Annotated in this window: 31 protein-coding genes and 1 pseudogene; 26 read left to right on the top strand and 6 right to left on the bottom strand. The window is 39.6% G+C overall.

Annotation, left to right across the window (positions count from 1 at the left end):
- The first annotated feature begins 24 nt into the window (after positions 1-24).
- The 5 genes from A5883_RS10880 (at position 25) to A5883_RS10850 (ending at position 4,992) form a co-directional block, all read left to right on the top strand.
- Positions 25-630 carry an NADPH-dependent FMN reductase gene (locus A5883_RS10880; protein WP_086338549.1) on the top strand — a complete coding sequence of 202 codons (606 nt, stop codon included), beginning with the start codon at positions 25-27 and terminating at the stop codon, positions 628-630.
- Between the two features lie 26 nt (positions 631-656).
- Positions 657-1,877, top strand: coding sequence for an NAD(P)H-dependent oxidoreductase (locus A5883_RS10875; protein ID WP_176323979.1), 1,221 nt, complete (start codon positions 657-659; stop codon positions 1,875-1,877).
- A 261-nt stretch (positions 1,878-2,138) separates the two neighbouring features.
- On the top strand, positions 2,139-3,188 hold the full coding sequence (locus A5883_RS10865) for an FUSC family protein (protein WP_086338546.1): 1,050 nt from the start codon (positions 2,139-2,141) through the stop codon (positions 3,186-3,188).
- 205 nt (positions 3,189-3,393) lie between these two features.
- Positions 3,394-3,765 (top strand): hypothetical protein, encoded by a 372-nt coding sequence (locus A5883_RS10860; RefSeq protein ID WP_086338545.1) that lies wholly within the window; start codon positions 3,394-3,396, stop codon positions 3,763-3,765.
- Between the two features lie 747 nt (positions 3,766-4,512).
- On the top strand, positions 4,513-4,992 hold the full coding sequence (locus tag A5883_RS10850; RefSeq protein WP_254907840.1) for a YopX family protein: 480 nt from the start codon (positions 4,513-4,515) through the stop codon (positions 4,990-4,992).
- 193 nt (positions 4,993-5,185) lie between these two features.
- Here the strand turns inward: A5883_RS10850 and A5883_RS10845 are convergent, their stop codons facing one another.
- Both A5883_RS10845 and A5883_RS19190 read right to left on the bottom strand, forming a co-directional pair.
- Positions 5,186-5,317: a hypothetical protein gene (locus tag A5883_RS10845; protein WP_254907839.1), complete on the bottom strand. Its 132-nt coding sequence runs from the start codon at positions 5,315-5,317 to the stop codon at positions 5,186-5,188.
- Positions 5,318-5,592: 275 nt separating this feature from the next.
- Positions 5,593-5,757: a hypothetical protein gene (locus A5883_RS19190; protein ID WP_176323978.1), complete on the bottom strand. Its 165-nt coding sequence runs from the start codon at positions 5,755-5,757 to the stop codon at positions 5,593-5,595.
- A gap of 470 nt (positions 5,758-6,227) precedes the next feature.
- Between A5883_RS19190 and A5883_RS10835 the strand changes: the two genes are divergently transcribed.
- The 20 genes and pseudogenes from A5883_RS10835 (at position 6,228) to A5883_RS10750 (ending at position 22,375) form a co-directional block, all read left to right on the top strand.
- On the top strand, positions 6,228-6,785 hold the full coding sequence (locus A5883_RS10835; protein ID WP_141108402.1) for a hypothetical protein: 558 nt from the start codon (positions 6,228-6,230) through the stop codon (positions 6,783-6,785).
- Positions 6,786-6,955: 170 nt separating this feature from the next.
- Positions 6,956-7,105, top strand: coding sequence for a hypothetical protein (locus A5883_RS19185; protein ID WP_176323977.1), 150 nt, complete (start codon positions 6,956-6,958; stop codon positions 7,103-7,105).
- A 3-nt stretch (positions 7,106-7,108) separates the two neighbouring features.
- A complete protein-coding gene (locus tag A5883_RS10830; RefSeq protein WP_086338541.1) occupies positions 7,109-7,330 on the top strand; it encodes a hypothetical protein in 222 nt (73 codons plus the stop codon).
- On the top strand, positions 7,323-7,688 hold the full coding sequence (locus A5883_RS10825) for a hypothetical protein (RefSeq protein ID WP_086338540.1): 366 nt from the start codon (positions 7,323-7,325) through the stop codon (positions 7,686-7,688). Before A5883_RS10830 ends, A5883_RS10825 begins: the two co-directional genes overlap by 8 nt.
- A gap of 45 nt (positions 7,689-7,733) precedes the next feature.
- Positions 7,734-7,976, top strand: coding sequence for a hypothetical protein (locus A5883_RS10820; protein ID WP_086338539.1), 243 nt, complete (start codon positions 7,734-7,736; stop codon positions 7,974-7,976).
- Between the two features lie 21 nt (positions 7,977-7,997).
- Positions 7,998-8,441 carry a hypothetical protein gene (locus A5883_RS10815; protein ID WP_141108401.1) on the top strand — a complete coding sequence of 148 codons (444 nt, stop codon included), beginning with the start codon at positions 7,998-8,000 and terminating at the stop codon, positions 8,439-8,441.
- A gap of 93 nt (positions 8,442-8,534) precedes the next feature.
- Positions 8,535-9,677 carry a LysM peptidoglycan-binding domain-containing protein gene (locus A5883_RS19810; protein WP_086338537.1) on the top strand — a complete coding sequence of 381 codons (1,143 nt, stop codon included), beginning with the start codon at positions 8,535-8,537 and terminating at the stop codon, positions 9,675-9,677.
- A 183-nt stretch (positions 9,678-9,860) separates the two neighbouring features.
- Positions 9,861-15,104 (top strand): VaFE repeat-containing surface-anchored protein, encoded by a 5,244-nt coding sequence (locus tag A5883_RS19170; protein WP_176323976.1) that lies wholly within the window; start codon positions 9,861-9,863, stop codon positions 15,102-15,104.
- 63 nt (positions 15,105-15,167) lie between these two features.
- Entirely contained in the window at positions 15,168-15,650 is a 483-nt protein-coding gene (locus A5883_RS10800) for a hypothetical protein (protein ID WP_086338536.1), read from the top strand.
- A 140-nt stretch (positions 15,651-15,790) separates the two neighbouring features.
- On the top strand, positions 15,791-16,705 hold the full coding sequence (locus A5883_RS10795) for an LPXTG cell wall anchor domain-containing protein (RefSeq protein WP_086338535.1): 915 nt from the start codon (positions 15,791-15,793) through the stop codon (positions 16,703-16,705).
- 2 nt (positions 16,706-16,707) lie between these two features.
- The gene (locus A5883_RS10790; protein WP_086338534.1) at positions 16,708-17,055 is read left to right on the top strand and encodes a DUF961 family protein; all 348 of its coding nucleotides are present in this window, start codon (positions 16,708-16,710) and stop codon (positions 17,053-17,055) included.
- Positions 17,055-17,486, top strand: coding sequence for a DUF961 family protein (locus A5883_RS10785; protein WP_086338533.1), 432 nt, complete (start codon positions 17,055-17,057; stop codon positions 17,484-17,486). The genes A5883_RS10790 and A5883_RS10785 overlap by 1 nt, the downstream gene beginning before the upstream one ends.
- 90 nt (positions 17,487-17,576) lie before the next feature.
- Positions 17,577-17,672, top strand: a pseudogene (locus A5883_RS19695) (helix-turn-helix domain-containing protein); the annotation flags it as partial.
- A gap of 63 nt (positions 17,673-17,735) precedes the next feature.
- On the top strand, positions 17,736-17,906 hold the full coding sequence (locus A5883_RS19460) for a hypothetical protein (protein ID WP_254907838.1): 171 nt from the start codon (positions 17,736-17,738) through the stop codon (positions 17,904-17,906).
- 13 nt (positions 17,907-17,919) lie between these two features.
- Positions 17,920-19,239, top strand: coding sequence for an FtsK/SpoIIIE domain-containing protein (locus A5883_RS10775; RefSeq protein ID WP_086338532.1), 1,320 nt, complete (start codon positions 17,920-17,922; stop codon positions 19,237-19,239).
- Complete coding sequence (locus A5883_RS10770; protein ID WP_086338531.1) at positions 19,236-19,652, top strand: hypothetical protein; 417 nt, start codon at positions 19,236-19,238, stop codon at positions 19,650-19,652. Before A5883_RS10775 ends, A5883_RS10770 begins: the two co-directional genes overlap by 4 nt.
- 301 nt (positions 19,653-19,953) lie before the next feature.
- Positions 19,954-21,144, top strand: coding sequence for a replication initiation factor domain-containing protein (locus A5883_RS10765; RefSeq protein WP_086338530.1), 1,191 nt, complete (start codon positions 19,954-19,956; stop codon positions 21,142-21,144).
- Between the two features lie 44 nt (positions 21,145-21,188).
- Positions 21,189-21,536: a HepT-like ribonuclease domain-containing protein gene (locus tag A5883_RS10760; protein WP_086338529.1), complete on the top strand. Its 348-nt coding sequence runs from the start codon at positions 21,189-21,191 to the stop codon at positions 21,534-21,536.
- A complete protein-coding gene (locus A5883_RS10755) occupies positions 21,529-22,044 on the top strand; it encodes a hypothetical protein (protein ID WP_086338528.1) in 516 nt (171 codons plus the stop codon). Before A5883_RS10760 ends, A5883_RS10755 begins: the two co-directional genes overlap by 8 nt.
- A 127-nt stretch (positions 22,045-22,171) precedes the next feature.
- Positions 22,172-22,375, top strand: a complete 204-nt coding sequence (locus A5883_RS10750) for a hypothetical protein (protein ID WP_086338527.1) — start codon at positions 22,172-22,174, stop codon at positions 22,373-22,375.
- 205 nt (positions 22,376-22,580) lie between these two features.
- On the opposite strand, the gene A5883_RS10745 is transcribed toward A5883_RS10750, so the two are convergent.
- Genes A5883_RS10745 through A5883_RS19165 form a run of 4 tightly spaced genes read right to left on the bottom strand, consistent with a single transcriptional unit; the run spans position 22,581 to position 24,279 of the window.
- Complete coding sequence (locus A5883_RS10745) at positions 22,581-23,129, bottom strand: hypothetical protein (RefSeq protein ID WP_086338526.1); 549 nt, start codon at positions 23,127-23,129, stop codon at positions 22,581-22,583.
- A gap of 55 nt (positions 23,130-23,184) precedes the next feature.
- Positions 23,185-23,475 (bottom strand): hypothetical protein, encoded by a 291-nt coding sequence (locus A5883_RS10740; protein WP_254907837.1) that lies wholly within the window; start codon positions 23,473-23,475, stop codon positions 23,185-23,187.
- A gap of 48 nt (positions 23,476-23,523) precedes the next feature.
- Positions 23,524-23,874 (bottom strand): hypothetical protein, encoded by a 351-nt coding sequence (locus tag A5883_RS10735; RefSeq protein ID WP_086338525.1) that lies wholly within the window; start codon positions 23,872-23,874, stop codon positions 23,524-23,526.
- A gap of 57 nt (positions 23,875-23,931) precedes the next feature.
- The gene (locus A5883_RS19165; protein WP_176323936.1) at positions 23,932-24,279 is read right to left on the bottom strand and encodes a hypothetical protein; all 348 of its coding nucleotides are present in this window, start codon (positions 24,277-24,279) and stop codon (positions 23,932-23,934) included.
- Between the two features lie 610 nt (positions 24,280-24,889).
- Here A5883_RS19165 and A5883_RS19160 point away from each other — a divergent pair.
- On the top strand, positions 24,890-25,100 hold a 211-nt coding region (locus A5883_RS19160; protein WP_176323975.1), incomplete at its 3' end, for a hypothetical protein.

Raw genomic sequence — 25,100 nt, 5'->3', positions numbered from 1 at the left:
CCCAACCAGAAAGGAAGAGACAGGATGAAATTTATCGGATTCGTAGGAACCAATGCCACTCGTTCCACCAATCGCACGTTGTTGCAATTTATGAAAAAAATGTTTGCCAATGAGGCAGAGATCGAACTAGTCGAGATCAAAGATCTTCCAATGTTCAACAAACCAGAATCAAAGGAGTTGCCCGTACAAGTAACCCAGCTTGCCGAAAAAATCATGGCAGCAGACGGTGTGATCATAAGCACACCAGAATACGATCATGCCGTACCCGCAGCGTTGATCAATGCCCTGAACTGGTTGTCCTATGGAATTTTCCCGTTTGTTGACAAGCCAGTGATGATCACTGGTGCTTCTTATGGGACATTAGGTTCTTCTCGTGCCCAAGCCCATCTAAGACAGATTCTGGACTCTCCAGAGTTAAAAGCACGGATCATGCCTAGCTCTGAATTTCTATTAGGTCATTCGCTGCAAGCGTTTGACGAGCAAGGCAACTTGATCGATGAAGAGCAGACCCAAAAACTGCAAGGACTGTTCAACGATTTTCTTTTATTTGTAAAAATTACCAGCCAGTTGCAGCACGCCCATGCCGCCAATCAAAAAGAAGCTGCTGAATTTTCATGGGAAACCATCTAATCGCAAAAGATAGGAGCGTAAAGACAATGAAATTGATCGGAATCGTCGGATCAGCCGCTGAAGTCTCCACCAATCGTCAGCTGCTGAACTTTATCAAAAAGCAATACAAAAAGGAATTCACGTTAGAACTTGTAGAGATCAAAGACTTTCCTCTCTTTAATCAAGAGGAAGATCAAACCCAAAGCCCAGCCATCCAGCGTTTAAATCGGCAATTGCTGATGGCAGACGGTGTGATCATTGCTACACCAGAGCACAACCATACCGTGACGGCAGGACTGAAAAGCTTGCTAGAATGGCTTTCATTCAAAATCCATCCTCTGGAAAACAAACCAGTAATGATCGTGGGTGCCTCTTACTATGATCAAGGAACTTCAAGGGCCCAGCTGCATCTGCGCCAGATTTTGGACGCACCGGGAGTCAATGCTTTAGTGATGCCAGGGAATGAGTTTTTGTTAGGCAAAGCCAAAGAAGCTTTTGATGAAGCCGGTGATTTGATCGATGCCCGAACGGTTGCTTTTTTAGATGCGACGATCAACAGCTTCTTGCAATTTATCAAAGTCGTTTCTGCCTTAGCGGGTCCCAAACAATTGCCGCCCGAAGACCTCTACGCCACAGGGAAAATCGCAACCACCGTGGAAGGGGTGGATATGTATGATGATCAATGGCTGGAAAAAGCCGCTGAAGCAGTCGGTGCTGTTTCTGGCAATACCTACGTCAAACTAAATCGCGGCTTGCTGACAGTTGATCAGATCAATTACTTCTTAGATTCGATGCCGATGGAATTGACATTTGCCGACAGCAATAACCAATTCTTGTATTACAATCTGCGGGAAGAAGCCCAAAATATGCTGGCAGCACGTGTGCCAGGACAAGTCGGCAATCCATTAGCAAAATGCCATCCTGAAAAATCTTTCAAAAATGTTGAGTGGGTGATCCAACAGCTGCGCAGTGGGGCAACCGACGCGGTTCGGGTCCATGTGCCGAAACAGGTGCCAGAAAAATACATCGTCCACAATTATCAAGCGATGCACGATGAAAACGGAGAATATGCGGGGATCAACGAATACATCCTTGATTTCAAGCCAATCATCGAATGGTATTTGCAACAAACCGGCCAAAAACTTGTCGGCAATGAAGACGCCATTTCCAGTGCTTCTGTGCACCAAGAACCGACCGATGCGATCACAAGTGCCAGTACTCATGACGCACCTGCAGCAGATGCGGTCACCAGCGCTTCAGTGAAATAAGGGTTGTCTAAAGGGAGAGAAGGAATCGCTAGAAGCATTCGCTTGCAATCAGTTGCCAAGCGAATGCTTCTCTTTTTGCTGCTTTTTCATAAATAAACGGTTTTCTATGAGCGATTGAGTTGATCAAGGACATCGTTGCGAGAATTTCACAAAGTTTCTGAAAAAAATTTGCATATTCATCTTTTGCTTCGTATACTAGTTTAGGACGTTGCTTATAAAACGGCTGTATCATCGTACATATTTTTTGATAGGAGGAATTGCATGAAAGACAAACGAAAAGTCTTGCGTCCGTTAGGATCAGGGTTTGCGATGGCGGTTCCTTTGTTTATAGGGATCCTCGTTCAGGACCCTTTGATAAGTTCTGTGGGGGCGATGGGGGCTTTTTCCTACTTGGCTTTTCAACATCGGTCCCTTTTTTATAATCTGCGCGCCATTTTGACCCACGGCGCTGCGCTGCTGCTGGCATTTATTTTAGGCGCTGGGACAGCACTGATTCCTTGGAGCGCGCCTTTTATCATCGGTGCGTTATCGTTTTCTGCGTTTTTGTTGTCAAAAGTGATGCGGATCCCCAAGCCCGATTATTTCTTCGTGTTGATGCTTTATGCCACCGGCTTTAATTTTCACGCAGCGCACCTTGGAGAGATCTTGCACCACAGTTCCTATTTGCTTTATGGCATCGCAGGCTCACTGCTTGCTGGACTGGTGATTTCGTTGGCTGAACAGCTGCCGCTGAAAGAAGAAAAAACGGCCTTTCAACAACTGAGCTTGCACGAGAAATATTCGCTAGCATTATCTCAGCAACCAGAAATGGTCATCAAGGCGCTGCACTTTTCTTTGATATTGTTTATTGCGACCTACATTGCCTACCTGCTGCGAGACAGCAACGGCTATTGGATCTTGATTTCTGCTGCTGCCGTCTTGGCAGGAGAACATATGGAAAAAATCAAAAATCGCACGATCGGCAGGGTACTGGGAGGAATCGTGGGGCTGCTGCTGGGTTTCTTATTGATGTCCTTGCATATGCCCCTTGAAGCAATCGCAGTGGTATTGATCATTCTAAACATATTGACGGAGTTTTTTATGCCAGTCAATTATACCGTTGCTAATTTTTTTACCAATCCGCAAGTTCTGCTGTTAATGACCATCGGTACTAGTTTTACGCCGCTGAAATTGATCCCATTGCATTTTTCAGGGGCATTGATCGGCAGCGTGCTGGCAATGCTGTTGATCTTTCTAATGGATTGGGCAGTAAAGCAAATGGAGCAAGCACTGGGAAATAAACCAGAAGACACGACGGATCAAACACAATAGAATGCACCATCATCGATAAGCAAGAGCAGCAGCTCTTGCTTTTTTTGCCTTTGATCCTCTATCTAAACGTTATCTCCATCGGATAGGAAAATTAAGGGAAATATGAAATAATCGAGCAAAGGTTCCTAGGCGATTTATACTCTATAGTGCAGAGGTTAGTAAAAGACCAAAGCACCATAGAGTATTTTTTACGTGGAGGTAGTCAATGAAATTATTTCAATGGCTAATCGAAACGGTAGCTGTTCAACAAAACGGCGTAAATAAGATGCATGTATTTCAAGTGACGACATTCGAACAATCGAAAGAAAAAGCAATGGATATTGCTCGAATGAAGATGAAGCGAAAGTTGAAACGAGAAAAAGTCGCTTATTTACGAATTACGATTTGTTGGATCCAATTAACGGAAGTAGTTCAACGTACGAAGTACGAAGAATACAAACAGCTTGCCCGATCGAGAAAGTCACAGAAAGTCATTGCTCAACTCCTGGAACTCCCTTTTTGGGAACTGAATGAATATGAACGACGGTTTCGAAAAGAACGACGATTACAACGTAAACGTCAAGCCAATTCAAATTAGCGTTCTTTTTGAGGCGGCGGGATGACATTCAGGGTAAAAGATACTTACCTCATTTACTAAATCATAAATAATAAATCGCTAGGTACAATCATAATAAAAATAATAATACTAACTAAAATCCTAGCAGGAGTTAGTCCGATGAAGCTATAGGTGGAAAAAGGCCTATAGTGCTCCTTAATCAAAAGGGCACAGCGACACCTGGTATATGTTTAGTGCATATATCGTCCGCTGCGGCGTCGAAAATCCAGGTCATGGAGTTTCGGGGATCTCGTGGGGAATGCTTACACGGTCAACACGTCAGTTATGAGGGGCGTAGTAACGGTCAGGGTAGGTGGATCGGCCATATTCTTGTTTGGGGAAATGGTACCAGCAAGAAGATGGGGTTATCTCTACGGAAATAGGGAATCTTTTCTGAGGAGGTAATCGGACGATGCGGGATCCGTACGCTCTTTTTTAGGAAAGAGAGGATTCTTAAAAATGCGGAGTCAAACGATATGCTACCAGTGTGTCCATTTCCCCGGCTAAACAAGACTACGAAGAACGAGGCTTTGTCAAAGAAAACAAAGGCTTTTTTTATTTTATTCGTTGAGTGATCGATAAACAATTGATCATTGACCGAATAGAATAAAAAATGTTCTATTCTTAACAGGGTATTCACCCTGATCCCGACTTATCTCGAAAGAAATACGAAGATTCATTATTAATTTTAATTTCAACGTCTTCGTATTTCGGGGTTTGAAGAAAGAGTTGATTGCTACAAAAATAAGAATAAAATCAATCAAACTTCTAGTATTTACGGAAGTTTTTTATTTTGCAAAAGGAAGGAATGAGTGTTCTATGGTACCAAAATTTAGAGCTTTTTTAAAACGTGGTGGTGAAATGGCAAAAGTGATCGAACTAAATTTCGAGGGAAGTTGGACTTGTTGTGAACCATATGTGGCAGTAGAGGGTACATGTGATTTGATTCCTCTAAGGGAATGTGAATTGATGTGGTCATCCGGTCTTAAAGATAGAAACGACGTAGAAATTTTTGAAGGTGATATTTGTTTAGATGTTTACAATGATGTATATGGAATAGTAATTTTTACAAATGGTTGTTTCATATGTGAGTGGGAATATCATTTTGAGGATTTGTTTGAAGTGATCGAGGATGTTCAAGTGGTTGGTAATATTTGTGAGGATCCAGAGTTATTAGAATTGGTGGATCGGGTGAAAATGGAAAAGTAAAAGAAGACTAGGGAAATTTGTTGTACGAATCGAGAGGAAAAAGATGTTTTCTTCTTGATTGATACAATGAATTGTTGTATCAAAACAAGCCTAATTAGAGAATCCTAACCAGGTTTGTTTTTGTTAGAAAGCAATAGCACTTATAGATTCTATTGCTTCTAACAACAGTTCGAATATTGCTTCAGGAAGAATTTCAAAAAAAGAAAGAAACAATAGTGTCACTGAAAAATAAGAACAGGAAAAGAGCTGTTCCTATTTTATGCTTCCAAGCAAATTCGGCTATCATGATCATTCGTATCATGATAGTTTCGATCACTTCAATCATTTTGTTCACCTCCTAGCTCATTCAAGCTTTACTTGAATAGTTTGAGAAAGTTGATGAACTAGAAGGGACAAAATGAATGAAGTAATCGGTAAAATTATAGCATATTGTTAAAATTTGTTGTACGAATCAAGAGGAAAAAAGATGTTTTCTTCTTGATTGATACAATGAATGATTGTATCAAAACAAGCCTAACTAGAGAATTCTAATTAGACTTGTTTCTTGTTAGAAAGTAATAGTGGTCACGGTTTCTATTATTTTCTAACAATTAGAAAGAATTAGAATAAATCTCTAATTCCTTCTAAAAAGCCTAGGAAAGCATATTTGAAGATACTGTATAGGATAATACCTCCAGTAATAAGCTTGTGTTCCCAGGCAATTTTTAGTATCGCATAAACGATTAAAAAAGGTAGTTTTACGATACGTTTGATCACTTCAATCATTTTGTTCACCTCCTTATCAATTCAAACTTTGTTTGACTATTTTGCGAAAGTTGATTAATGAAAGGTAACAAAATGAATGAAGGATCAGATAAATTTTCGTATAGAAACAAAGAAATTTCAAAAAAACTCCAAGAACAAGTAAACAATCAAAGAAAGGATGGAAAAGAAATGTACGACAATCAAAAGCAGTTCTATTCAAGCGAACAACAATTGATTCAATATATGCGGCGTACGAACCGAAAAGAACTTTCTTTTGAAGATTGTTTGTATTTGTTCAAAACAGAAAAGGAGCGAAAGACTTTTTACAGTCAGTTAAAAGATTTTTCTTTGTTGAAACGAATTGATCGAAGGCGAGGAGGGAAAAACAAAATTTACTTTGTTTTGAAAAAGACATGATACAGGCACAAGAAAAATCCAAGTTGTCTATTCGGACAGCTTTTTTAGTTAGAAGAGGAAGTGAGGGAAAGGATGTGAAAAAGTATTGTTTAACAGATCAATATGTGTTATTTGCTGGTGAGCCTTTTTATCGTATTCAAGCGTTGATCGATTTCGGAGATGTGCGAAAAGGCGATTATGGAGGGTTTGTTCAACATTTGTCGAATTTAAGTCAATATGGCGATTGTTGGATATATAATAGTGCGCTAGTTGGGGGTAACGCGTATGTTCATCAAAATGCGAAAGTGCGAGAACAGGCATGGGTAATAGGAAATGCGGAAATTAATTATGAAGCAACGATCAGAGGAAAGGCAGTAGTGACAGATGGTGCTTATGTTTCAGGGAAAGCAATTGTTCAAGATGGTGCGTTGGTTTGTGAGCATGCCCGTGTAACAGATGAAGCGATTGTTGGTAATGGCACGGTATTAGCAGGGAGTGCTTGGGTGTATCGATGGTCTTTTCTGATGCAAAAAGAAATATATGCTGGTCAACAGCGAATTAGTGAGGAAGATCCATTAACTCGAGAAAAGAATAAATTTTATCGTTTGCATCAAGAAAAAATCGAGTTTAAAAAAAGTTTCATGTGGGTATAATTGTTATAAATGAATACTTGGTAGGTTGAATGGTGCGAGTATAGAACTTCCTTTATGAATGACTATGAGAATAGATAAACTCCAACGAGGCTTTCGAACACATTTTCATACTCGTACCATTCAGCCTACCAGGAAGAAAAAAGAACAGTTGGTTTGTTAGGAGGGAAGAAATGAGAGAAATCGCATATGTGTTCGTACTAGGGTGTACGTGTTTGTTGGTATGGGGTGTATTTCATTTGTTGGACCTGTTAGTCAATTGGTTGGTATCGAAGGTTTGGTTAGTGTTGGAAAAACGCCATTTATCAAGAAGGAGGGATTGAAAAATGAACCAAGAAATCAATGGTTGTGTACAAGTGGAAAAACAAGGGAATCATGTATCGATCATATCCGAAGAGTTAGACGGATGCGATATTCTGGGTATTATGCTTTTCAGCGTGGTTTCAATTGCTAAAGATGAAGGAATCGATCTGAGACAAATTCGCCATATCATCGATGGTCTCGATCAGCACTTGGAATTTGAGGAGTGTGAACAAAAACATGATTAAAGAACCTCTAGACGCACAAGAAAAATACCAGTTAAAGAAGCTGGCAAGAAAAGAATTAGCTGAATTAACCGACGAAGAATACCATCCGAATTGGTTCAATGATCCGCAAGCAATCAAACGACGTGATCAGTTACTCGTGATTTTAGGTACGCCGATCGATCCGGTTCGAAAGGTTGGAGAAACAAAAGAGGCGTTTCATCAACGAGCATGTCAGTATTTTTTCGATGTACGCCCAGGATTAGAAGAACAAGTCGTTTCCGACTTGCTTGCAGGACAGACACTCAAGCAGGTATCTGAAGCCTATCAAGTCCCTTTATCGAGACTGAGGTATCTACGAAAAAAGTATCATTTGTTGTAAAAGCAGATGACAAAAGAAACATACAGTGAAAGGAAGTGCGTTTCTTTGGTTCGATCCACCGAAGGTGTCGCAAGAAATGAGAATGAGGGAATGTATCACCCAAAAGGCAGATATTCGAGCAATGCGACACAGAAGAATAAAAAACAAATACTCCAGGAAGTTAGTTATATTACATTAGCAGAATGGTTGAATTATTTTGTTCAAACAGAATGTTCGTCACAAGCAACGATTTCGGAGGTGATTCAAAACCTAAGTCAACGATCAGGAATCGCTTTTACTTACTATTAAAAAACGAAGGTGAAAAAAACAATGAAAAATTGGAGGTGGGATCAGCTGAGGCGGTATGGATTAGTTATTTTACTAAGTATGTTTGTCTTATTCTATGGCTGTTGGTTGGCACAACGCCAACAAATCAAGCAACAGTTCGTTCAAGTAGAGCAACGTATGGCATACTGTCAAGAAGCAGCGAAGCAGTCAAAAATCAATGAAACAACGATCGAGGAGTTGGTGCAATGGCATGATGAAATGAGAACTCTTTATTATGAGTTGAATACTTCTTCCCATTTCTTCCAGGTGTTTACAGAAAAACAAGATCAAAAACGATTTGAGAAAAACATACGAGCTTTTTTCACGTATACAAATACGTACCAACAGTCATTGGTATATGAAGTGAAAAAAGCGATAGGCATGAAAGAAGGATTTCTTTCGTTGGGGGAATATCAATTCTATTCTTTTCTTAAAGAATACGAGTAATGAAAAGAATGAGTAATATAATCCTTACAATCTATTTACAATAAAACAAACTTATTACAGAATAACAATAAAGAATAAAGGAGAGAAATAACGATGAAAAAAACAGTGTTAGGAAGTCTTATTTTAGGAGCTGCATTAGGCGTGGTGTTTTTCACTAGCGGGAATGAAGCCCAGGCGTCAGAAGTAGATGGTGTGTGGACCCCACGTACGGTGGAACAAATCAAAGCAGATATAAACAAAGCCAAAGACAACAAGTATACGATTGTCTGGGGTGATACCCTAAGCGGCATTAGCCAAGCAACGAATATCACGGTACAAAAACTAGCGGATATAAATAAGATTGCGAATGTGGATCTGATCTACGCAGGCAATACGCTCGTCTTTGACGGCAATGTCGTGACAGCTAAGAACGATAAGGGAGAAACCGTGGCACAGTCAGTGGTCACCCCACAAGATAAGAATGATGCCAATAAACCCGTAGGCAAACAAGAAGCTGCAAAATCAGCGACTTCGTCTCAAACGAAAGGAAAAGAAGATTCAGGAAAATCAACGGCTTCAAAACAAGCAGCTGAAAAGAAAGCAAGTGCACAAGGACAATCTTCCGTAGGAGAATACGGTCAACTTGAAGGCTTTTATTCAAAAGAATACGTAGAAGATGGGACAAAATATGTAGAAGCTGGACCATTTAAGACAGGAAAAGACTTTCTAAAATGGTTTGACGCAACATATCCTGGAAAAGGAGGTGCAGGGTTCTTCGCTTTATCGGGTGAATTTGATGAAACAGTTGGAGATTATAATAATTTAGTCGCCAAAAAAGCGATTGAATATGTAGGAGATTCAAGTACACCAACTGAAAGTACAGAAACACCTGCTCAACCAGCCCAACCAACAACGCCAAGTCAACCAGCAGAAAACAAGCCAGCTGAAAGTAAACCAACAGAACAACCAAGCACTCCGGCTGAGAAACCAAGTACAGGTGAAAACCAAGGAGGAACAACTACACCTTCTGAAACACCAAAACCAGAAAAAGATATGACACCTATTAATATGGGAAATAGCGGAAGAGTGTTTGATTCAGAAGCAGCGGCTTCGGAGTATGGTTATGCAGAGATTAATAATGAAAATAGTCCATGGTATGATATGAGGTTTGGAGCTAATGAGTTACTAGATTCAAATTATAATAATACTGGTAAATGGACAGTTGACTTTTTAGAAAATGGATTTGCTGATGAATAAAAAGATTTATTTTAAAAGGCTAGAGTTTTTCTAGTCTTTTTTGATTGGAGTGAAATACAATGAGAAAACTTCCACGGGTAAGATCACCAGATCAACCAAAATAAAACCAAGCATTCACGTCGTTATCAATTTTCGGTAACGGCGATTTATTATACAAAATTTTTCAGAAAGGAATGAATTCTTGTGTCACAAAGAACAAGAAAGAATTGGTTAAAAGCCGTTGCGGTTCTGGCATTTTCTCAGTTCTGCTTTTTGACCGGGACGTTTCAAGCACAAGCGGAAGAAACAACACCCAGTCAACCAGCAGTAGAAACAACGGTACCAGCTCCCGTTGAAGCCGCTGAAGTTCAACCGGTAGAAGAAGCAGTCCCAGCTGTAGAAACACCAGCTGAGCTTATGCCAGAGACTGATGCACCGGCAACCAACTCAAAAGCAGCCCTTGATCAAACGATCGGGGAAGCACAAAACCCAGGAGACAGCCCAGCGGGACAACCGGTAGAAGCAGAAACAGACATTTCACAGGAACCTTCAGAAGAAAGCACGTTGAATACGACACCTTCTTCTGAGTCGGCAGAAACAACAGAACCAACGGATGCACCAGAGGTACCGACGACAGAAGATCAACCAGCACCTGAGTCGCCTGCCTCGACAGAATCTTCTGTAGAAAAAGCAACAGATACCCCCGCTACGGATACAGAAAAACCAGCGGAACAGCCAGTAGACACTAAGGACACGGAAGAAAAGACCGAAGACTCTGTAGTCGTTTCTAACACGAAAGAAACGACGTTATCGGAGAAAGAAGTAGAAGAAACGTTCGTTGTCACGCAACCTCGGTCTGCTCGTGTTCGTCGTGCGGCAGTCTCTACACGTGCCGCAAATGATAATATTGTTCATGAAAATTTAGTCGGTCAAGGGATTAACTGGGCAACGGTGGATGATCCAGGACGTAAAGGATTTACCTTTGATGCGATTCCTATGTTTACGGTCAACGGGCAAGCCGCATTTTGTATTCAACCAGGAGTTGATTTTGATGGAAATGGGCAAGTCCATTCTACTGAGGCGTTGGATACGTATTTGAAAGATGCCTCTAAGCGTCATAAGATTACATTGATTTCTTATTTTGGCTATGTCAATAATCCGGATAAATCGAAAGAACAATATTTTACGACGCAATTAATGATTGGAGAAGTATTAGGGCGTAAAGTCACTTGGACATATGCTCCTCTGAATTACAATGCACGTAAAGCTGCGATAAATAAATTAGTAACTAATTTTAATAATAAAGCCTCTTTTAACAATCAAACAAAGACGGTAAAAGTTGGCGAAACGATCAAAGTGACTGATACAACAGGTTTTTTATCTCGAGTAAAAGAGGTTGATGCACCAAAAGGGATTACCGCAAAAATTCAAGGAAATCAATTGGTAATCACTGTGACAAAAGATGCACCGGAAAAAGTACAAATTAAATTGAATCAAATTAAAGTAGCTGGTGCACCAATGGTGTATAAGAAACCAGGCTCACAAACAATAGGGGTATTGAATCCTATAGAGCCAGGGCGTTCTGTTTTAAACCTAAATGTTCTCAAACAAGGCAACCTTGAAATTTTAAAGATTGATGCAGATACTAAGAAGCCTTTAGCGAATGCAGAAATCAAAGTCACAATCAATGGGAAAGATCAAACTGTCAAAACGAATGAGAAAGGGATTGCGACGGTTAAGAATTTGACCCATGGCACCAAAGGAACCGTTGTTGAAATCAAAGCCCCAACCGGCTATATTTTAAACAAAACAAGCAAAGATTTTACGATTGAAGCCAACAAAACCATCAAAGTGACCCTTGAAAACAAGGCCCAACAAGGAACCATTACCATCGATAAGTCAGGGGTAGAATTTGGTAAAACCATGCCAAATGATCGCTATGCATTGGCAGGAAATGTATTTGAGGTATTCGCAGGATCAACCGCAAGTGGAAAGCCAGTAGATACGATTACAACAGATGTGAAAGGAAAAGCCAAAACCAAGGCGTTACCATTAGGGACGTACGCAGTCAAAGAAAAAACTGCTTCCGCAGGTTATGTGTTAAATCCAACCGTGTATGTTGTGAAGCTTTCGTATGCTGGTCAAAACGTTGCGATCACAAATGCGGATCAAAAAATTGAAAACAAAGAACAAAAAGGGATTGCGCGCATCTTCAAAGAAGATGTAGAAACAGGAAACAACGCACAAGGTGCTGCGACCTTAGAAGGCGCAGTCTATGGACTGTATCAAGCAGACGGAAAGAAAATCAAATCTGTTACGCTAAAAAATATCAATGGAAAAGTCCAAGCCGAAGTCAAAGACTTAAAACTTGGAGCGTATTACTTCTTAGAAGAAAAAGCGCCAGTCGGATACAATCTCAATACGAATAAGATCCACTTTGAGTTAGTCTATGGTGGCCAAGACAAAGAAACCGTCACAAAAGAAATCACCGCCAAAGATCAAGTAATCAAAGGAACGATTGAAGGGGTCAAGGTCGGTAATAAAGACTTTGTGGATACGAAAGATCCTGACAAGAAACCGAAGTTAGAAGGCATTGAAATTTCTTTGACCTCAAAAACAACCGGGAAAGTTGTCAAAGCAGTCTTAACGGACAAAGATGGCTACTTTACCTTCGGTAAAAACGCCGTTGTTTATGACACCTATATCGTTTCTGAAACGAAAGGCAAGGAAGGCTACAAATTGTTTGAACCGTTTGAAGTCACGATTTCCGAACAAGGTCAAACCTTCCGTTATGTGTTAGAAGATCAGATCATTGAACAAGCAGTCAAAATTGTCAAAGTCGATGCAGAAACAGGCAAAGTCATTCCACTTGCCAATACAGAATTCAAGATCTTTGATACCCTAGCCAACAAGTATGTCACGTTTGCCATTCCAAATGATACCGAAGTCACTGATATTTTCCGAACAAATGACAAAGGCTATCTTGTTACGAACGGTACGTTTACCTATGGAAACAATCGGTACCGTATCGAAGAAATCAATGCTCCGAAGAATTATGTTTTAAACAAAACACCGTTGGTGTTCTCGATTACCGATGACACAGAACCAATCAAAGTGATCAATTTTGCGAACCGCCAAGCACGCAAGAACGTGAAATTGTTCAAGTATGAAGAATGGAACCAAAAGAAAACCCCACTTGCCGGTGTGACGTTTACGTTGTACAACCAAGCAGGCCAAACCCTTGGAGAATACACCACGGATAAAAATGGGGAACTTCTTGTCAAAGGGTTAGTTGCTGGGGCTTACTATTTCTTGGAAAAAGCACCATTAGAAAGCTTCCAACCAAATACAGACAAACAAGCATTCACGGTTGCTTTCAAACAAAATGCACCCGATGATGGCGAAACGCTGCTTGTTTCTGTACGCAACTATTTGATTCCACCAACATTGGAAACACAAGCGTCAAATAAAGAAGATGGGGAAAAAGTCATTGATCCACTTGAAAAAGTGGTAATCAAAGACAGTGTTTCTTATACCAATTTGTTTGTCGGTAAAGAATACACCATTTCAGGGGTATTGATGAACAAGGCAACGAATACGCCAATCTTACAAGATGGTAAAGAAATCAGAAAAACGTTGACCTTTATTGCAGACAAAGCCAATGGCACAAAAGACCTGGAATTTGTGGTCAATGCCAGCGTCTTGAAAGGTCAAACGATCGTTGTCTTCGAAAAACTTTTCCGTGATGGCATTGAAGTTGCAGCACACGAAGATATTACCGATGAAAATCAAAGTGTCCGGGTAAACAATCCAACGGTTCATACCACAGCTGTCTTTGAAGATGGGTTGACGGTCGCAGATCCAACGGGACTGTTTACCTTGAATGATACCGTTGAAGTCAAAGAGATCCTTCCAGGAAAAGCTTATTTGATCAAAGGAATCTTAATAGACAAAGCAACCAGTGAACCGTTGCTTGTGCATGGAAATACGGTAGAAACTAGTGTTGGCTTTATTGCCAAAGCAGAAAATGAAACAGTGATCGTACCATTTACTTTTGATTTAACCGACTTAAATGGTCGTGAAATCGTCGTATTTGAAAGTCTTTTCAGAAATGACGAAGAGCTGGCAAATCACAAAGACATCAATGATAAAGGTCAAACGGTACGTATTACAAATCCAGAAATCGGCACCAAAGCAACAGACAAAGAAACAGGATTACAAGTGATTGATCCATTGGCTGTTGTAACGATTACCGATGCAGTTGCCTATCATGATTTGATTGTAGGAAAGACGTATACAGTCAATGGAATCTTGATGGACAAAGCAACCGAACAACCAGTGTTAGTAGACGACAAAGAAATCACAAGTACCTTAACCTTTGTGGCAGAAACAACGGACGGTACAGTAAATCTAGACTTTGTGTTGGACGCACGTGCATTACGTGGAAAAGAAGTCGTTGTCTTTGAAGATCTCTTCAGAGACGGTGTATTATTAGCCTCTCATGCGGATATTACGGATGAAGGGCAAACGGTACGGGTAACGAATCCAGGTGTTCGCACCACCGCTACACACAAAACAACTGGCTTAAAAGAAGTGAATCCATTAACGAAAGTCACCATTACAGACGCTGTGAAATACCACGACTTAATCGTTGGAAAAACATATACAGTAAACGGTATTCTAATGGACAAAGCAACAGAAAAACCAGTGCTAGTAGACGGCAAAGAGGTCACAAATACGTTAACGTTTGTGGCAGAACGTACCGATGGTACAGTACACTTAGACTTTATCCTAGATGCCCGTGCATTACGTGGAAAAGAAGTGGTCGTCTTTGAAGATCTCTTTAGAGACGGTGTGTTATTAGCAACGCATGCGGACATTACCGACAAAGACCAAACCATTACAATCGTCAATCCAACGATTACCACCAAAGCTACGAATAAAAATGGCGGAAAAGAGATCTTGGCATTGCCAAATCAAACCGTGCTTGAATGGGTTAAAGTAGACGGTCTAGCAATTGGTCAAATCTACAAGTTGATCGTTCAAGGCTACTTAACCCCAGACGGTACACCATTTGAAGGCACCCATGCGGAAAAAATCTTTACGGCAGACAAAGAAACCATGGAATTCTTGTTTGAGTTCTTGGTAGACGGTCGAAACTTAGCTGGGAAAGGGTTAAGTTTTGCGGAATGGCTCCAAGCCAAAACAGAAGACGAGAAAGAATCGTTTGAAGAAGTCGCAAAACATAATGTGGATCTCACAAACAAAGACCAAACGGTCCAATTTGTGGAAGCACCAAAACCACCACAACCAGTGAAAGCAGCTTCTGTAGTGCCGATGTTGCCAAAAACAGGTTCAGAAGATAATAGTATCTGGCTCATTATCGGCCTAATCTTTGTCCTTGCGGCAGGATTGATTGGTTACGACTTATACAAAGTCAAAGACTAAAAAGGACGAACAAGCGGTTAGACAACTAGCCGCTTGTTTGGTTTTTTAGAAAAGGTGAAGCATATGAAAAAGAAACAGATTTGTTTTTGTCTGTTTGTAATTGTTTCAATGGTTCTTCTCGTTTATTCAGTTGTTGATCAGTACAAGAAAGAATTACCTAAGGGATTAATGGAATTTTCTTGGCAACGGTCTGTGTGTTTTGATTATCCATTTTTTCTTTTCTTTTTTGGTTTTTTACCAGTGTCTTTTGCTGTGGTGGGAAAAGATTTTCGAAGAAGAGAAGAAAGAAAAAGCCACTCTATGTTTTTTCGAGTGAAAGAATGGTTTTATAAGGTGGTTTTTCCTTTTGGGCTGTTGTTGTTCGGTTTATCTTTTTCGTTCTTTTCCGATAGTTGTGTGAATGAAAAAATCGTTTTTTTTCATGGAAGCAAGTGGTGTATTTTAGTTTCGTGTTCATTTTACATGTTGGTTTTTGTTATTGTTTATGGGTTGGTTATTTTTCTGAGTAAAAGAGAGGTGAAAATTTTTGTTAATGAGATTAGATAAGTTTTTTGTTGAAGAAATGCAACTGAATGGCTATGACGTAACCTTTTTAGAATTATAACAAATTTATCGGGATAGTCGTGAACGAAATCGAGAAGTTTTAGAGAAAAGAAAAAGAGTAAACGAAAGGAGAAAAAAAGAAATTGAAGAAATATTTGCTGATTTCTCTATTTAGTACGTTATTTTTGACAAGTGGTGTGATTGCGTTTGCAGAGGAAGAAACACCAACGTCACCATCGGTGACAGAAGAAACGGAGACTCCAGTTCCAGTACCAGAAGTATCGGATACCGGAGAAAGTCGACCAACGGTTCCAGTAGATCCTGGGACAAGTGGAACAGAAGTTCCAGTACCAACAACGCCAGAAGAGCCAGATGTTCCTGTCACACCACCAAGTGGAGACAGTGAAGAACCAGGAACAACACCAATAGATCCTGGGATAACTACACCAGAAACACCAGGTACGACACCAGAACAACCAGGAACGACGGATCCTTCTGAAGGGACAACCGGTTCATCAAGTACGGATCAACCGACCACACCTTCTACTAGTGAAGAGCCAAAAGAAGAACCAAGCCAACCGGCAGAAAAACTAAAAGAAGACAAAGAAACCAAACCGAAAGAAGATAAACCAGTCGCTCCGGCAAAAGAAGTCACGGTATCGGTTACGCCAGTTGGTGAAATCACAACGGATAGTTCCAAAGGAACCAGCGTACCGATTGTCACGAGTGATGTAAAAGAATTAACTCATATTCCAACACCTGCTACGCCGCTAAAAGCTGCTAGTGGACAAACGATTGTCGGGGTAAAAGATGGTGTTCCATTGGTACAAGACAGTCAAGGAAATTTAGTGGAGGATCAATCAATCCCTGTGAAGAAACTTCCTAGTGGAAATATTGAAGTCAAAACAGCGGATGGAAAGACCAAAGTCTTACCAAAAACCGGGGAAGAAATTCATGCAGCACTTTCTATTCTAGGTGTGATTGTGACAAGTATTGCTGGGTTCTTTGGTTATAAAAGAAAGAAAAAGAATTTCGAAGAAATGGAAGGAGAAAATTAATTATGGGTTTACGTTATGTAGCAATTGATCAAATAGAAGTTTTAGGAAAAGTATGGAATCAAACGCACGATCGCTCAGACGGTCCTAGAAATAATCGAGGCGTTCGGCGAATTGAAACAGAAATTTTTCAAATGAATTCTGAAAAAATGGGGATGATCGAGGTGCGCGTTCCTATTGGTGCGGCACCAAAAGCAATGCGTTACAATGCGGAGGTATTATTAGTAAATCCGCGAGTATCGTTTAATCCAACTTCACAAAATTTAGGACGAAATGGAGAAACGAATCGAATTATTAATGATAATTTCTATTTGTTAGCGGATCGTGTAGAAGTAAAAGGAGGACAACAATAATGGCGTTAGAATTTGATCAAGGATTGGTACCAGGATTACTAAAGGAAACCTTAGGGGAAGTCTTTTTTGTAAAAACAAAACGAGTTCGGATGGATTATGAAGGAGATGAAAACACGGGTGAAATCAAAGAACGCCCGGTTGAATGTTCAAGTGCCGCACAAGAAACGATTTTTATTGTGAATTTTCCTCCGGAAGTAGTAATTGAAGGCTTGAAAAACGGGGATGTCATTGAATTAGAAAATGTAGAATTTCGTTTTTGGTCCTCAATTGATCGTCAAGCGACGAATCCTTTTGTAAATAGTGATATTAAGGTCACAGCGACAGGTTATAAGAAAACCGGGAAAAACGTCTTTCAGTCACCGACGGTGGCAGCACCGGCACATGAGAAAGCCCCTTCGCAACTTGGAAAAGAAGGATCAAAGAAAGAGTAGTCGTATGACTGCTCTTTTTTACTAATTTGAGGTGTTTTCTTATGATAGAAAATTTTGGTAATAATCTTGCTAGATTAAGAAAAAAAAGGTATTACACAGAAGGAACTCGCTAATAGATTAGACATCAATGTACAAAGTATTTCTAATATTGAAAAAGGTAAAAGTTATCCTACTTTCAATAATTTAGAAAAAATTGCATCTTTCTTTGAAGCTTCACCTGTTGAATTATTTGGAACGGAAAAAGAAATCATGATTTCTGATGTTCCAACAATTTTAGAAAAAATAGATAAGTCAGATGAATTGTTACGAACGGTATTCAAAGCAGGAAAAATACTGAAAGAATTTCAAGAGCCGATACAAAAGCTGGTGGAAAATTTAGTATTCATTGAGAAAAACAAAGAATTAATACAAAGAAAATAAAGGTGGTGATTGGTTGTTTCAGTATAAAGGGGTACGAATTTACGGTAGGCATAAATACGCTTCTCAACGATTTATTTTTTATTTGATGTTGCCGGTTCTTTTGTTGATGGCAGGAATGTTTGTTTTTTGTTCATCGGTTTTGTTGCAGTGGTCTTGGTGGGCAATTGGTGGTTATGTGGTGGTTAGTTTCCTATTAGCGGGGGCGTTTGCTTATGTTTGTTTGTATTTCTTTTGTTACAACGTATACCAGCGTTTGGTACATAAAGGAAAACTAGCGGATATGATCCAAAGCCGTCGCTTAGTTATTGAAAAAACACAAAAAAACGGCCACCGAAAGGTGGTCTATTACCCGAAAATCTTTTATTACTACAAAGACGGGTTGATTTATGTGCGTTTGCCGTTGGATTTAGGACCTTTTCACGAACGGTTCAATAATTTAGCAGGTGAATTAGAAGAAGCATTTTTCTGTGATCTTGTGGAAGAACAACGAGAAAAGAACTATGTGTGTTATACGTTTATGTATGATGTAGAAAAAAATCGGATCAATATTCGAGATGTTGTGGTTAAAAACGGGGTAATCACCTTAATGAAAAATGTCAAATGGGCATTTGATAAAGTGCCTCATGGATTAGTGGTTGGAGCTACAGGGGGCGGGAAAACCTATTTTTTGATGACGTTGATCTATGCCTTATTGCCTGTTTCAACCATCGATATTTGCGATCCGAAATGTTCGGATTTGGCGAGATTAGAAGCTCTGCCGATTTTTGAAGGCCATGTGTTTTATGGTGAATCTATTGTTTCTTGTTTGGCAAATGTTGCTAAACAAACAAAAAAACGTTATGAAACATTGAGAAATTCTGCAGAATTTGAATTAGGGTATGATTATACCCATTTTGGGTTGAAACCACATTTTTTAGTGGTTGATGAATGGGCGGCGTATTATGCTTCGTTAGAACAATCAAAGAAAAAAGAGGCAATGAAATATTTGAATCAAATTGTTTTAATGGGTCGTCAATGTGGGGTGTTTTTGTTAATAGGAACACAACGACCGGATACGAAGTATTTAGAAGGGGCAATTCGAGACAATTTTGGGTTGCGTGTCACCTTAGGAAAAGTATCGAAAGCCGGTTATAAAATGATGTATGAGAACACATTGAAATCATTGTTTAATAAACCGATTCGGGGGCGTGGCTATATCGATCCAGGGACCGAACAGGTCCGTGAATTTTACGCACCTTATGTAGATGTAACGGAATTTAATTTTTTTACCGAATTTCGTCAATTATCCGATCAATTAATGGCTTTGCGCTTTGAAGGAGGTGAAAAGGAATGAAAGAAATATCCGCAAAGTATCGACGACGTATTACAATGAATGATTTGAACTTGACCGCTTTGTTTGGGGACTGTTTTGTTTTGGAAGAAATCAAACCCGTTTATCGATATGAGCGATTGGATGATGGGTTTGGCAATTCTAGGAAAGTGCCGACGAATGAAGTGATTGGTTATGCTTGTATAGCAACGGTTCTTGAAGGGCCCTATGAGGGCTTTTTACTACAGATAAAGATTGAAAACCCTATTGTGCCCGAATTGCCGGAAAGGACGGCAGAATGCCCATTTTTTTATGGTCGGTTCATAAATCTCTCTTATTCTTTTGTCAAATACTATTCAAAACAAGAGTTGTATTTGAAAGCAGAGGATATGATTTTGTGTTCAACTTTGCCTTCAGATCGAATAATCCCCTGTTAGAATATGGGGGTCCTATGCTCCGCGCATATCACCAGAGTTGTACACCAGCGCGAAAGGCGGGAGCGTGCGTAGGCACGCTAGCAGTTGCGCCTAGCCTTGAGCGTGCAGTGTGCAAAAATGGTGGCGTGCGCGGAGCGCACGCCTAAAACCCCCATATTCTAACAGGGGGGTTGTAAAAACTTACAACTTGCTGTCTGAGGGCGGTTGAACGCCGGTATCATAGCATTTTCGAAAAAATATTTTGTCACATTACATTTGTTATCTTAATAATTGGTGTGACAAACAAGAAAGAAGGGGTTTTATGTCGCCGGAACATCTAAAAAGTGTGCGTTTAAGTCGGAACTTGAGCCAAAAGATCGTAGCACATACATTAGGGATTGATCGGACGCTTTTATCTAAGATAGAAAACGGGCAACGGAGTTGCTCGGAAGAACTGGAACAACAATTGTTAGCTTTCTATTCGAATTTTACTGTTGCGAATACAAGGTTAGAAGTGAAATTTGATTATGTTCGCATTCGAATACCAACGAATGATCCAAAAAAGGTAGTAGAAAAAGTATTAGGGTTGGACTTTGATTCATTCTATTACGCGGATACCAGGTTGTTTGGCTATATTGAAATGTATCAAAAAGGCATGATTCGGGTAATGAATTCAAAAAAAGGTGATGAGCGAGGGTGTTTGATTGAATTATCGGGTCAAGGCTGTCGGCATTACGAAAGTGTCTTAGATGAACGAAGCGATTCGTGGAAAGCTTTCTTTACTCGTTGTAAGGAATATGGTGGTGTGCCTCGTCGGTTAGATATAGCTATCGATGATCTCGAAGAGATCTTTTCGCTTCATGAATTGGCACGAAAATTAAATCAGAATGAATTTGTTTCGGAGTTTCAGACGTGGCGATCACAAGAAGAGAAAAGCATGTTAGAAGATGAAAGTGGCGGGTTATCGATTTATCTAGGCAGTCCGCAAAGCCTGATGCATTTTTGTTTTTATCAAAAAAATTACGAGATTGCGAAAAAAGAAAAGATTCCATTGGAAGACGTAGAAATAAAAAACCGATATGAAATTCGCATGAAGAACAAAAAAGCAGAACGTTTTTTGGATCATTATTTAGAGGCAAGAGATTTTTCCTCATTAGTTGTCGGGATTTTAGCAAATCAGTTAACGGTTTTAGAAAAGCCAAAAACGTGTGAAAAAGATAATCAATTATGGGAACCTTGGGCGAGATTGATTCAAGGGGTAGAAAAAGTGCCGTTGACGTTGAAGCCGGAAAAACCAAATTATAACCGCAAATTAGTGTATTTGAAAACACAAGCGGCACGATCGATGAAAATTGTTAAAATTGTAGACGAGGTGTTAGGTCTCAATCGATTAGGCGAAATTTTAGGTACGACTGAGTTGCGCGAACGAGATGAAAAGATTATCGAGGATGAGGTTCAATCGGTTTGCGAGTATGTTCGAGAAAATCCGCAAGCCATTGATTATTTATTGTAAGAGAAAGGAAGTGAACAACAATTGAAGAACAAGATGTTTATTATGTGAACGAAGTGATTGGTTGTTGTCAAGAAATTCAACGAACAATCGAGCGTTTTGGTGATAATCCGTTGTTGTTTCAAGAAGACGAAGATTATCAACGATCTGTTCGCATGTGTTGTATTGAGATTGGGGAAATATTCGCGTATCGTCTAAGCGATAGTTTTCGATATTCGTTGACAGAATGTAATTGGCAACAAATTATTCGAATGAGGCATTATCTGGTTCATAAGGAAAATAGACGTGGCTATAGACGAATGGACATTTGGCGGTTTATCCATCAAGATGTACCGGATTTACAAAAAGCATTAGAAGAAAAAATGAGAAAGGAGGGTGAAAGGAACTTTGTTTGATTTTGTGGTAAGGCAATTTATGACAGTAAACCTTCTTTGGTTTTTGTGTTGTTTATTCGGATTAATTTTCTTGGCTGTTTGTAGTTGGTTGTTTTTCACTGAAATGCTTAGTTCATTTGAAAAGGGACCTGTTTTTTGTTTTTTTGTTAGCTTTGTTTTGTTTGTAGGTTATGTAGCTTTTATGGTGCATGCGTTAGTTGTGGTTTATAACGAAAGAATGGCTTATGAAACAGAAATCAAACAAGCGTTAGTAGCTGAAAATTACGTGTTAGAAGAAAACGAAGCGAAAGAGTTATTGGCAAGTACAATTGTTTTACACATAGAGAAAAACAAGGATATTCAATTTGAGGTACAAACAAAAATCAACGGGCAAGAGAAAGAGTATTTAGAAGGAACATGGACAAATGGGCAAGTCAAACAAATCGAGTACAAGGATCCTGAGTATGTTTGTTACCGGGAATTGTTTCAAGAGTTGGAAAAAAGCAAGCTTTCTTTTTTATTCTGTTAAGGCAAAGAAGAATGGCTTAAAAGGAATTACAAAAGACAACCGTGTATTTGTCGTAAAGCAGTTAGAAAACTTAGAAACAGTGATTGATGTGCAATGATCAAGCAATGAAAAAAGGAGTGAGGAAAAGATGTTGCGATTTTTACTGACATGTGCCTGGGAGTTTTTAAAACTGCTGGCGATTTTAGGCGTGGTTTATGTGGTGGTGATTTTGTTATTATCGGGTCAAGGGATGCCTTCTCCCAGTCAGTTAATTACCAGTGTGTTGGATTTTGTGGCAGAACAAGTCCAAGTAGTGATTCATTGGTTTCAAGCAAGGCTAGGATTTCGATGAAAACAAATACGAGAGAATGATGGTTGCTTGCAAGAAATGTTTTTACTTGGAATAGATAAAGAAACGGTTCAATAATGGGAGGAAGGAACGAAAGTTCCACCTATAGAAGTATGTATGTTGTTATCGAAAAAGACAGGTGTTTCTTTAGAGGATTTTTTGTATGGAAAAGATCGTTTAGGCTGATCAAGCCTATCTAAGTAAAAATTTAGTCAACTTGATAGGCTTGATACAATGTATGAAATTCATTGGTTAGCTGTTTGAGTAATTGTTGTTGTAAAAAGCCATTGTTTTGAATTTGTAATTCAGGGTAGCCATCAATGGCTTGATTTTGTTCGTTGTAACGTGTGATTGCACGGTGGTATTCTCGATCTAGAAGATAAAAGGCATCTTGGCCGAATTGTTCGACGGTACAAAGCTTTTGGTTTTTTAGTTGATCAGTGTAGATATTCGCAAAGTGTTCTGCGGACATCAGATTCGTTTCATGGGGCGCAAAAAGATGTTCTTTTTTAAGAATATTTTGTGTCAAGCATTGAGAGAGATAGCGATAATCCGGCTCTCTTTGGTAAGTTACTTCAAATTGATCATACAACAAGGTGATTTTTTGTTTTTCAGCGTTTAGGTATTGGCGCTCTTTTGGGTAAAAGGTATCAATGGCATACATTTTTTTGATGGCGCCTTCGAACAATTCCATGTAATGAGAAACAAATTCTTCTTTTTCAATGGGTTCTCCAAAAGGAGTAAGATCTGTAAACATGAGGCATTTTCCTTTCTCTCAAGGGAAGAAAGCTTCCCTTGAGTATGTGATTGATTTACTTCGTCATTTTTACGGGCTTAATAACAAGATCTCCGGTTTGTTTGGCAATAAGTGTAGGCAAGATCTTTTGTAACCATGGTTGGTTCGGTACCTGGTCTAGAAAATTACCGATGGTTGTTAGAAGCAAGGTATCGCTCGTATGTTCGACTAAATAAACCGATTGAAACGGGCTTAGACTAGCAACATAATTGACAATGTTTTCATTCGTTTGTTCAAAAGATCCTAAATAGTCGTGCGTATTCCGGTCGTAACAATCGACCATTGAACAGGTTTTTCTTTTTGTCATGGCAAGTACTCCTCGTAAAATTTTTTTGGGGCAAGGGGCTTATGCCCCTTAACAATATCCAGCAAGTTGATCAAAGAAGAATTCAGTGTCAAAAGTAGCTTTCGACTTTGCGGCGGCAGAAACAAATCCCCAAAATTCTTTTTCTAAGCAAGAATAGCTAAAGAAAAAGTAAGGATATTTTTCTTCTAGTTCTTCTTGTGTATCGGCCCAACAGACATTTAGAATGAGATCATTTTGTCCATCAATTTTGGTATAAATGAGTGTAGTAGAAACAACATTTTCTTCAGCTACTGCGTTTAGCCATTGTTCAAAGATTTCTGGACAACCAATTGCCCGAACATCCCAGTTTAGTAATTGTTCTTTTGTTAGTTTGCCAATTAAATTTGTGTTGTTCATCATGTGAAATCTCTCCTTAAAATAATTTTTTATTTTGAACCAAGAGGGAAAAGATCCCTCTTAGTAATAACTGCTTTCATAAACCGATTGTCCATCATAGCGATAAAAGGTGTCCCAACTGCGATTGCCGTAGAGTTCATTTGGATGGTTCGGGTTGATTCGTTTTTGAACAATACTGTCTTTGGTTCGTGCAAGTGGATAATCGATAAATTCATTTGGTATTGGCATTGTTTCGCCACTCATAGAAGTATATGTTTTGACAGTCTGCTTTTTTAATGGTCGAAACCAGACGGTTTTTTCGGTTAGTTTCACGATCTGCCAAAAAGTCACGTTGGTTTGTTCATAGCCCCAGGAGCTATAAAAGATGTCTCCGACTTGATAGGGTGTGTGTGTTGTTTGTGTGTTCATGGTGATTCCTCCTTAAAAAATTATTTTTTTTGATACCTTTGGGATGTGCGCCTTCCCCCCCTCTACCTTTTCGGTGGAGTGAGTTGGCTGGGGTGTTAGGGGCAAAGCCCCTAAGGTCTTGATTGGTGTGACTTCCATAGTTAGCTGTGTGATCAAGAATAGTGATTCTGTTGTCAAAGATCAAAAGTGAAAATTCAGGGTAGATTTTCTTTTCGTGCGTCGGTCGTTTGGCATAACCGGCTCGAAAACATGTTCTGACTGCTGGAAAGGGTCAGCGAAAAAATGGAAAAAATCGTGGGGTTCTATTTTTTCTATTTTTGGTCCAAAATTTTTTTAAAATTTTGGCGCTGATACAGTTTACCCTTGGAAGCAGGCAGGTTATGTTTTAGGTTATACTAGCCAAATGACTGAGGAACGAATTAGAAAATCTTCTGAAATTTCGCTTCTTTGACAACAGAAGCACTTGATCCCATTTACAGCTGGAAAGTCACATCCATTCAGGCGCTTAGGCGTCTGAAACACGGGACAAGCGTTGTTAGAGAAAATACAGGGATTCATAAGAATGCGTAAGATGGTAGACTAGAAGTAGAAAAAAGAGGAGTGAGGAAACATGCGTATAGTAAGTAATCGTCGTTGTTATAACAGCTATCATGTGCCATTTGAGACACTGGCCTATGCCAGCTGGCCGCCAACCTATGTGACGTGTGATTGCGGCAATTTAGCGAAACATATTGTTCGTTTTCGGCTTTTAGAGGGTGGTGCACCGCATTTTCAAGACACGTTTATTTGGAAATGCGAGGAGTGTGGGGCATGTTACCGGC

The organism is Enterococcus sp. 5B3_DIV0040 (genome assembly GCF_002140755.1).
Lineage (GTDB): Bacteria > Bacillota > Bacilli > Lactobacillales > Enterococcaceae > Enterococcus_D > Enterococcus_D casseliflavus.
Note: the sequence above shows the minus strand (reverse complement) of the source record. Positions and strands in the feature narration are given on the sequence as shown.